Source organism: Aneurinibacillus sp. UBA3580 (genome assembly GCF_002375825.1).
GTDB lineage: Bacteria > Bacillota > Bacilli > Aneurinibacillales > Aneurinibacillaceae > Aneurinibacillus > Aneurinibacillus danicus.
Genome location: NZ_DFMZ01000109.1, coordinates 1 through 8818, shown reverse-complemented (window position 1 = coordinate 8818; position 8818 = coordinate 1). Strand labels below are relative to the sequence as shown.

General features: G+C 50.4%; 10 protein-coding genes and 1 pseudogene. 9 read left to right on the top strand and 2 right to left on the bottom strand.

What is annotated here, in order from left to right; all coding sequences use genetic code 11:
- From B2899_RS15145 to B2899_RS15120, 6 genes and pseudogenes are all read left to right on the top strand, one after another.
- Window positions 1–718: pseudogene (locus tag B2899_RS15145) on the top strand (hypothetical protein); the annotation flags it as partial.
- 36 nt (window positions 719–754) lie between these two features.
- Window positions 755–1513 (top strand): hypothetical protein, encoded by a 759-nt coding sequence (locus B2899_RS15140; RefSeq protein ID WP_146810237.1) that lies wholly within the window; start codon window positions 755–757, stop codon window positions 1511–1513.
- A gap of 3 nt (window positions 1514–1516) precedes the next feature.
- Window positions 1517–3013 carry a hypothetical protein gene (locus tag B2899_RS15135; RefSeq protein ID WP_286886889.1) on the top strand — a complete coding sequence of 499 codons (1497 nt, stop codon included), beginning with the start codon at window positions 1517–1519 and terminating at the stop codon, window positions 3011–3013.
- A gap of 80 nt (window positions 3014–3093) precedes the next feature.
- Window positions 3094–4011 carry an FTR1 family iron permease gene (locus B2899_RS15130; protein ID WP_286886887.1) on the top strand — a complete coding sequence of 306 codons (918 nt, stop codon included), beginning with the start codon at window positions 3094–3096 and terminating at the stop codon, window positions 4009–4011.
- A gap of 62 nt (window positions 4012–4073) precedes the next feature.
- Window positions 4074–5552: an alkaline phosphatase family protein gene (locus B2899_RS15125; RefSeq protein WP_286886885.1), complete on the top strand. Its 1479-nt coding sequence runs from the start codon at window positions 4074–4076 to the stop codon at window positions 5550–5552.
- Entirely contained in the window at window positions 5518–6255 is a 738-nt protein-coding gene (locus tag B2899_RS15120; RefSeq protein WP_286886883.1) for a glycosyltransferase family 2 protein, read from the top strand. Before B2899_RS15125 ends, B2899_RS15120 begins: the two co-directional genes overlap by 35 nt.
- Before the next feature lie 174 nt (window positions 6256–6429).
- Here the strand turns inward: B2899_RS15120 and sleB are convergent, their stop codons facing one another.
- Window positions 6430–7212, bottom strand: a complete 783-nt coding sequence (gene sleB, locus B2899_RS15115) for a spore cortex-lytic enzyme (RefSeq protein ID WP_286886881.1) — start codon at window positions 7210–7212, stop codon at window positions 6430–6432.
- A gap of 115 nt (window positions 7213–7327) precedes the next feature.
- Between sleB and B2899_RS15110 the strand changes: the two genes are divergently transcribed.
- The 3 genes from B2899_RS15110 (at window position 7328) to B2899_RS15100 (ending at window position 8370) form a co-directional block, all read left to right on the top strand.
- On the top strand, window positions 7328–7600 hold the full coding sequence (locus tag B2899_RS15110) for an ArsR/SmtB family transcription factor (RefSeq protein WP_286886879.1): 273 nt from the start codon (window positions 7328–7330) through the stop codon (window positions 7598–7600).
- Between the two features lie 92 nt (window positions 7601–7692).
- The gene (locus B2899_RS15105) at window positions 7693–8082 is read left to right on the top strand and encodes an Asp23/Gls24 family envelope stress response protein (RefSeq protein WP_146810244.1); all 390 of its coding nucleotides are present in this window, start codon (window positions 7693–7695) and stop codon (window positions 8080–8082) included.
- Window positions 8083–8166: 84 nt separating this feature from the next.
- Window positions 8167–8370, top strand: coding sequence for a hypothetical protein (locus B2899_RS15100; protein ID WP_286886876.1), 204 nt, complete (start codon window positions 8167–8169; stop codon window positions 8368–8370).
- A gap of 187 nt (window positions 8371–8557) precedes the next feature.
- Here the strand turns inward: B2899_RS15100 and B2899_RS15095 are convergent.
- Window positions 8558–8818 (bottom strand): hypothetical protein (locus tag B2899_RS15095; RefSeq protein ID WP_286886875.1); only part of this gene is annotated, 261 nt, incomplete at its 5' end.

Here is an 8818-nt window from a genome sequence, read left to right as displayed (position 1 = left end):
GCAAGCCGTAGCGGCAGCGAAAGAAGTGTACGAGGGCATCCTGAAAGGCACAATGGAAAAGCGTGATACCGCATATGAAACCCAACTCGTCAGCACGATTGACACAGGTTTCGCCGAGATGAGCGGCGCTATCGATAAAGGAGACAATCTGGCGTACAATCTGGGCAAGCAAATGGTTGACAAGACGCTGATGAAAGGTTTTTATCTGGCATCGGGCGGTGAGAAAGGTTACGCTTATAAAATCGAGAAAGGCGTGAAAGAAGGAGAGAAGCCAGAAAAGTTGAAAATCATGCAGGCTGAAGGCTGGGCCTTCTTCCAATCAGTACAGGGCTACGTAGTGAAGCATGACCAGGCGTCAGCCGATTATATTAATCAGCAGTTTGATCTGGCGAATGACCCGAAGAACATCAAGGGAGACGAAATTCATGCGGCCTATGTTCGGAGTTTGAGTGCAACGGCGAAGCATGAATATGATGAGTCCTTCGAGAACTGGGGCAAGGATAAAGCTGTAATTACCTCCTTGGAAGGCGCGCTTTTCCTTGATATGATAAAAACGGATTTGCCGAAAGTGCTGGGGGATGAAGCGAAAGCGAATAAACTGCTTGAGCAGGCACAGCAGCACCTGGAAGCCGCGAAAGCAAAAGATAAGCAGAAAGCAGAAGCCATCTTTAAGGAGATGAAACAATCGCTTGATAAGCTGACAGCCTACGGTAAATAATAGCCTATCATTATAGATAATCAAGGGGGTACGGATATGAAGCAGTTCAAACGGTTCATTTCCGCCCTCTTTGTTTGCGTGTTGGCGATTGCCCTTATGCCGCTTGCGGCATGGGCGTACTCATACGGCAACCCGAACGAAGAGGCCGTAGCGGAAAACTACAAACAGGTAGTGGCGAAGCTGAATCAAGAACCACCGGATTTCAAAGGCGCGGTCGAGATATTCCAGCCGATTAAAAAGGAGTTGGATATGCATATGGGTCCCGAGCCGGCTAAAGCGATTCAGGATGCGCTTGCCGCCGAGGATAAAGAAGCGGCGCTGAACACTTATCAGAAGACCCTTATTCTGAACATCGCACGGCGAATGGAAAGTATCGAAAAAGATTTTAAAAACTATGAGCAAAATAAAATTTTGCTTGCGAAAGCAAGAGCTACATACGATGCAATATCACCTATCGTAAAAGAAAAAGATCCGAAAGTGGACGAGAAAGTGCGCGCCGCATACGATGAAGCATTAGCGGCACTCGGCAATCCCGGATTATTTGGGGTAGGGGTTAAACAGCCGGATCAGGCGAAGTACACTGCAAAGAAAAATGAAATCTTTGATGTGCTAAAACAGGAATTCGGCATAGAAAGCCTCGATGTCGGCCATTTTAAGCCGGGTGAGGGGCCGGGCAACCCGGTTAAGAAGACGTCAACCGGTCTTGGCGACCCGAAGAACTGGATTCCGCTTGCGGCTATTATTCTTGTACTGGGATTCATCGTATTCCGTACGATGCGCAAGCGGCGTGCATAACCGATGAAGCGTGCCGCTGTTATTGCGCTGCTTACGTTATGCATCCGGCTTCCGTTTCTGGCAGACGGGCCGGGGGGATGGGATGACGTCGATTTTGCGCTGGGAATGCAGCAGTATGATCTGGCGGCGATGCAGCCCCATTTCCCGGGGTATCCTGTGTATATGTTCGTCGCGTTTCTTTTTGGCCGATTTATAGAAAATCCGTTTCTTGCGCTGTCCGCCATATCCGCACTGGCGGCGGCGCTTGTTGTTTTTCCGCTGCATCGTACGGTTCGTGCTTATAGCGGGTTGCGTACGGCTGATGCGGTAGCCTTGTTGTGGTCGGTAGCCCCGCTCTCGTTCGTGCTGGGCACACAACCCCTCTCCGATAGCTTTGGTACGCTGTTGTCTGTCCTGCTTGTGGCCAGCAGCGCACGTGCGCTGGATGCTCGGCTTGATGAACGACGGCGGGCCATGGCGCTCTTAATGAGCGGAGTTTGGCTCGGCCTGCTGTACGGTGTCCGCGTATCCTATTTGGCGTTCGGTGCCGTACCGCTATGGGCGGGGTGGATGTACGGCAGGGAAACAAGAAGGTGGAGCGACGTAGGATTCGCCGTGCTGTGTGCGGTGCTCATCTCTTTCTTCTGGTCGTACGCTATGGCGATAAACGTGGGGAGCGTAAACGGATTGCTGAAGTTGGCGCTGGCGTTTACCGGCGGGCACTTCTCTGACTGGGGCGGGACATACACGGGCGGAAGCCTGGGAGAGCGTCTGGTCTACTGGATTTTTCGTCAGTGGTTTGCGGCGGGTCTGGGTACACCTTGGCCGGGACAGCATTGGATTAGCTGGGGTATAGGGCTTTTGCTTATGCTGAGTATAGGCGGGTGGCGGCTCGCTCGGAAGAGAGGGGAAATACGGGTAAGCGGCCGTATCCGGGAGCTTGGTCTGCTGTTCATGTGGGTTGTGCCGTACGGATTGTGGGCGTTTTTTGCACAGAATGCAGATAAACCGCGCCATATTCTTCCGCTGCTTATCCCGCTGCTGTGGGCTGTGGCAAGCGGACTGTTGGCCTTGCGCAGGAGCGGTCCCCTTATGATTGGTATGCTGGCCTGCTGTATGTTTATAGTAAGCTGGACACAGGTGGATGAGCAGCGTCGCACCCCGTCACCCATGGCGCAGTTGGCCGACTATGCGGCTTCGCATCTGCCGGCGTCCGCCGTCGTATACACGTATGAGGAAGAACGGGTGATGCGCTATAAATATCCTGCATTGGAGACGGTGCGTCTGCGAAAATGGGAAGATTTCCAAACATCGATTCTTAGTCGACACCTGCAGGCTGAATCTGTGTTTATGACTGAGAATGTGTTGGAAGGATTCGGGCGTCCTGAAATCTGGCGGTATGTGCGGGAGCGGGCGCGGTTTAACGGAAACCCCTGGCTGTATCCGACGTATCATGAGATTGTTTTGTACGAAGTCCGTCCGGAGCAGAAAGAGGCATGGCAGCGTTTGATGCAAAATTGATAATTGATTTCAAAGAATGATACCTTTATAATGAGAATGAAAATAATTATTAATTAGATAGGATTGAGGGAGTGGCGAGCATGGAATTGCAGGCGTTCTTGATTACGTTCCGTGAAGCCCTGGAAGCGCTGCTAATCGTCGGTATTATTACGTCGTATTTAAAACGGGTAAACCGTCCGGAGTTTACCAAGTACGTCTGGCTGGGAGCGGGACTTGCGGTCATTGCTTCGCTTGGATTAGCGCTGGTCTTCCAGGTTGTCCTGGATGGTTTTGCTTCAATGGGATCGCAGAACTATATGAAGGTAGGCATTATGATCATCTCGGGTGTGCTGCTGACACAGATGGTGTTCTGGATGGCCGCGCAGACCAAAGACATCTCGGGCGAAGTCCAGGGCAAGTATGACCAGTTTATTACCACCGGAAATGTAATCGGAATGGTCATCCATGCGTTTCTCGTCGTCGTGCGCGAAGGGGTAGAGACGGTGTTCTTCTTTGCTGCGATTACAGGAGGGGATATAGGCCGTGCAATGCAGTCATGGGGCTCGCTTGGCGGTATCGTGCTGGCGGCGCTCGTCTCGTTCCTATTCTTCCGTGGCACGATGCGCGTCCCGTTGAAGACATTCTTTAAGGTGACCGGCGTATTTATCGTGCTGATAGCGGCGGGCCTGATTGTGCAGGCGGTATCTATCATGCAGGATATGAGCCTTATCGGTTCGGTAGCACCGCATCTCTATGATTTAACCTGGTTTATGCCGGAGCATCCGATTGACGAAGAGCATTATATCCGCGATACAGGCCATGCGCCGTGGATTTCGGGGGATGTCGGCATTTTCCTCAAAGCGCTGTTCGGATACGCTTCTTCGCCTTCGCTGGAAGAGGTCTTGATTTACTGGGGATACTACCTTGCGCTGTACCTGTTGCTGCGCGGGCGCGGCGAAGAGCAGGGGAGCCGTGCAGCCCAATCGCCCAAGGGCCAGGGAAAGGTAAAGGAAGCATAATAAGAAACAAAAGCCGGCTCAGCCGGCTTTTATGTTTTAAAAGCAAAGAGGTGGAAGGAAAGGTGAAACAAGCGTCAGCATTCGAAATTGTCGCGGCGCGCTGCTGGAATATACTAAACGAAGGCAAGTCGTTTACACCGGTCTATACAGCGGGCATCGCACTAGTATATTATCTGGTTACAGGCTGGCAGACGTCCGGATTTTTCCTCGGCATGGCGTATCTGCTGCCATTGTTTGTGATTTATTATTTGTATGATTTCCCGCTGCATTTGCGGTGGTTCCTCTGGCTGCCGCTTGCGGCCGCGATCGGGTTGTTTGGCGTTCCAGACCCCGGGCTTTTGCTGTTTGCGCTTGGCATGTATGTTTTCTTTACGGTATTTTTCTGGGGAACGTTATACTATCATCTGCGCATCGGAACGACCTGGTGGAATTTCTTGCGCATCTGGAAGCTGTTTTTGAAAAATACGGACTCGACAAGCGGTAACGTGTTCGAGCAGGTGCCGAAGTTTTTCCTGCAACTGCTTGTGTTTTCGGCCGTGTATGAAGCGGGTCCATCTGTATCGTTGCTTGGCAAAGTCGGCGCGTTGTCAGCAGGTACGATGCTATTTGCGTTTCTGATTCACCGTTATTTGTTTAACTGGAAGCCGATAGAATATCCGACATATACCGACCCGGCTACATTGCCACATGCTCCGCTCGCAAAGAAGGTTGTCATCGTCGTCATCGACGGCTGCCGTAAAGAGCGGTTGTATGAAGCGGACGCTCCGTTTCTTCATGGCCTGATGCGAGAAGGCACGGTGTATGAGACGATGGAGACCATTTATCCGGCGCGTACGGTAACCTGCTTCTCTTCCATGTTTACCGGGACATACCCGCGCGAGCACGGGATTAAATCCAACATGGTATGGGACTTGCTGGTGAAAGTGGAGAGCATCTTCGACGTATTGAAAAAACAGGGAAAGAAAGGTGTACTGTTCGGCTGCGCGCATTTGATTGATGCGTTCGGTGATTACGTGGAGAGTTTTACGGCGGTGTCTCATAATGATGTCGTCGATAAAAAAATTATGGAGCAGGCAAAAGTAATCTATGAACGCGAGAATCCGGATTTGTTCATTGTCCAGATGATTGCGGTAGACCAGACGGGGCACAGTCGTGGTGTTCTGTATCCGGAGTATCTCCAAAAAATTAACGAAGCGGACAAACTGATCGCTGATTTCCACGCCTGGTTGACCGCGCGTGGCGAGATGGACGAGACCGCGTTTATTGTGATGGCGGACCACGGCCAGGGGAATGGCATCGGCGGGCATGGCCATCTGGATGTAGGTGAGCGTTTTGTGCCGTTCTTTATGCACGGGCCGATGATTCAGCAGGGAAAAAAGGTAGAGGATTTCCGCAGCATTGTTTCCGTAGCGCCAACGATTAGCGCGCTGCTTGGTGTGCCGCTGCCCGACCATGCCCGCGGACCCATTCTTGCGGAAGCGTTTAGACAGAAGGAGAAAGCAAGCCATGAAGAAACTCATCGTCGTTATTCCCGCGTTTAATGAAGAAGCATCGCTCGGGACGGTTATCGGCAAAGTACCGCGCTCGTTTAACCCGCAGTTGACAGTAGAGGTACTGGTCGTTGATGACGGATCGACTGATCGTACAGTAGAAGTGGCGGAGCGTGCCGGCGCGGATCATATTTTGTCGTTTTCGCGCAATCGTGGATTGGGTGCCGCGGTACGGGAAGGATTGAAAGAAGCATATCGATTGGGAGCCGACTTAGCGGTAATGATTGACGCGGACGATGAGTACCCTGCAGAGCATATCCCACGCGTGGTCGTTCCGATACTCACGGATGCGGCTGATTATGTGCTTGCGTCCCGTTTTCGCCGTCGGGTGCGGGGAATGAAGCTGTATCGCCGTCTGGGCAATTATTTTTTTACCGCGCTGCAGTCGGTGCTGCTGCGTACATGGATTACGGACGGGCAGACCGGATTTAGAGCTTTTTCCCGTTCTGTACTGCGTGATATGGATATTTTACATGACTATAATTACGCTCAGGTTATGACGATGAACATTGTGCGTCAGGGGTATCGACTCGCGGAAATAGACATCCCATACAAGGTGCGGGAAACCGGTCAATCGTTTATTACGTTTCGGTATCTGCTCCATGTGTTTCCGGCCATTTGGCGTGAGTGGCGGCGTAAAGATATCAAAAAATCAACGGGAAATCCGGAAACGAAACTGCGGCCGTCCGATTAAGGACGGCCGTTTTCTGTGAAAATAAGGAAAGAAGAAAGAGGAAAGAAGAACCAGGGGAGAAAAGGGTGGTCGCCTTTTCCCGCATTGAAATCTTCCTTCTCTTTTCCTCCTTCTATCTTTTATCTGATGACTTGTAGCTGGCAGGTCATCAAGGTTTTGTAGTGTTTTGGATTCCTAATTACAGAAAATATGTTTTCCGATTTTCTTGATTTGCGGACGTGTCCAAATCCAGCCGGATGTTGCCGTGTCAGGATTGAAATAATAAAGGGCTCCGCCGCTTGGATCCCAGCCGTTTAATGCATCTTGCACCGCTTTTTCTGCCGTTTTATTGGGAGTTAGCCAAATCTGACCGTCCGCTACTGCTGTAAATGCTCCCGGTTCAAAAATGACCGCGCTTGGAGAATCAGGGAACGAAGGGCTTTTTACCCGGTTCAAAATCACGGCGGCTACGGCTACCTGTCCGACATAAGGCTCTCCGCGTGCTTCACCGTACACGGCGTTCGCCATAATTTTCAGCTCATTTTTTGAAAGTGACATATTGGTTCGAGGCAGTTTTTTGCTGGCGGGGGCGGCTGCCTGCGGTGCCCCACCGCCTCCGGTTCCAGGTGACACGGCAACTTCACCGGGACCTGGCCGCCAGTTCTTCGTCGCCTGCCACAGCTTTAGTTTTGTCTTTGGACCAAGGATACCATCGATTGGCAGACCGAATTCATACTGGAAGTTGCGCAGACCGTTGTATGTACGCCAGGAGAACGTGCCATCAACTTTACCTGTGTAAAATCCGAGAAACTTTAAGCGACCTTGCATTTCACGTACATCGGGACCGGACGAACCGACGTACACTGTCTTTTTGCTGAATGCGTGTGTTACCTGCTGGGGAAGCCAGGGGAGACCGGCACACAGAAGCGATAGGACCAGGGATAGGCTAAGGAGCCATACGCACTTTTTCTTGTCCATAAGAACCTCCATTTGTAAAGATTAAAGGTAGTTGTCCATATTTTGAGCGTGAAGTTGAAAAAACATGTGTATAATGGAAAGTGAAATGAAGGAAATGATTGGAGTTAAGATAACCATGAACCGTGAACTCGATGAGATGGCGAAAGTATGTAAGGCGCTGGGACATCCGGTGCGTCTGAATATTCTTCATCTCCTGGCTAACCAGGATGAATACTATTGCGGCGATATTGTCTCACTGGTCGGGATGGCCCAATCGACCGTATCGCATCACCTGAAAATTTTAAAAGACAGCGGACTTGTCGAAACTGAGGAGCGTGGTACGTTTGTGTGCTACCGTGTGCAGCGGGAGAAATTAAGTGAGCTTTCCGCATTTTTGCTCTCATTGTAGAAAAAATTTAGGCGCTTTCAGGAAACAAGTTGCCTTCGCCTATATGAAAGAATAAAATGAAAATTAACTAGATATATAAAGGAGGAATTCCCATGGCCGATGTAAAAGGAAACGGAGTTGTGCGTATTGCGGATGATGTGGTTGCCGTAATCGCCGGAATTGCAGCAAGCGAAACCGAAGGTATTGCCGGTATGTCGGGTGGAATTACCGAAGGATTGGCGCGAAGAGTAAGCGGGAAGAATGTACAAAAAGGAGTATCTGTGGAAGTGGGAGAATTTGAAGCGGCTATCGATCTGCGCGTCATTGTCTCCTACGGCTCCAAAATCGACGAAGCATGCCGCAAGCTGCAGCAAAACGTAAAAGAAGCAGTAGAGTCAATGACGGGTTTGCGCGTCGTTGAGGTCAACGTGAAAGTCGAAGGCGTGGAATTCCCGAAAGCGGAGAAAGAGGCGCTGCCAGAGCCGGCGCACCGGGTTAAATAATTAGGGTAAGCAATGGGGCTGCTGGAAATTTGGCAGCCTTTTTGGTGTATAGATACATACCAGCGGGGAAAGAAGGTAGAGTGGATGAACCGGCGCAGGGCAACCTGGGTGTTTTGGATTGGAGTAGGGATCGTAGTATTGTTTATTGCAAAAGAAGTCGGTTTTCCCTGGCCGGATTTTGGGCGCGGCGATTATATCATGCAGGTTAAATATGTGTATATGCTGATTTTTATGTCATTTATCGCCATTGGTGCGTTTGTCATCTACTATATCATTCGCAAAATGTAAGAGAGCAATTAGGCGCTTTCCGCCTCTCCTTTGCCGGAACTTTGACATACGATGTTACAGGAAGTGCCGGAGAGGGGGGAACAGACCGTGAGCGGATTCTTCGATGGCGGAAGCGAAATCGTCTGGATTATCCTCATTATCCTTGTGCTTGTCTTTCTGTTCAACGGTTTTGATCACTGAGCGTAATTCAAAGAAGGACCCGTTTTTTGACCGGGCCCTTCTTTTTTTTGTGAAAATTATGAGAAAAGAAGGAGAGAAAGAGGAAATGAGATCCGGGGAAGAAAAAGGCGTTCGCCTTTTTCCCCGTTGAAATCCTCTCCTCATTCTTTCCTCTTTTTTCCTTCGTACCATAAGAGTCAGCCTCTCTCCCATGATTTTCATATCGGGGTTGCATCTGGCTTTTCCTGGATTTATTCCTCTTTGCACCGGCTAAGATGCTTTTTCCGAC

What these genes read in the sequence shown, in the direction of transcription:
- B2899_RS15135 (WP_286886889.1), top strand. Translation starts at nt 1,517, where the DNA reads ATGAAGCGTGCCGCTGTTATTGCGCTGCTTACGTTATGCATCCGGCTT.
- B2899_RS15140 (WP_146810237.1), top strand. Translation starts at nt 755, where the DNA reads ATGAAGCAGTTCAAACGGTTCATTTCCGCCCTCTTTGTTTGCGTGTTG.
- B2899_RS15100 (WP_286886876.1), top strand. Translation starts at nt 8,167, where the DNA reads ATGAACCGGCGCAGGGCAACCTGGGTGTTTTGGATTGGAGTAGGGATC.
- sleB (WP_286886881.1), bottom strand. Translation starts at nt 7,212, where the DNA reads ATGGACAAGAAAAAGTGCGTATGGCTCCTTAGCCTATCCCTGGTCCTA.
- B2899_RS15120 (WP_286886883.1), top strand. Translation starts at nt 5,518, where the DNA reads ATGAAGAAACTCATCGTCGTTATTCCCGCGTTTAATGAAGAAGCATCG.
- B2899_RS15105 (WP_146810244.1), top strand. Translation starts at nt 7,693, where the DNA reads ATGGCCGATGTAAAAGGAAACGGAGTTGTGCGTATTGCGGATGATGTG.
- B2899_RS15130 (WP_286886887.1), top strand. Translation starts at nt 3,094, where the DNA reads ATGGAATTGCAGGCGTTCTTGATTACGTTCCGTGAAGCCCTGGAAGCG.
- B2899_RS15110 (WP_286886879.1), top strand. Translation starts at nt 7,328, where the DNA reads ATGAACCGTGAACTCGATGAGATGGCGAAAGTATGTAAGGCGCTGGGA.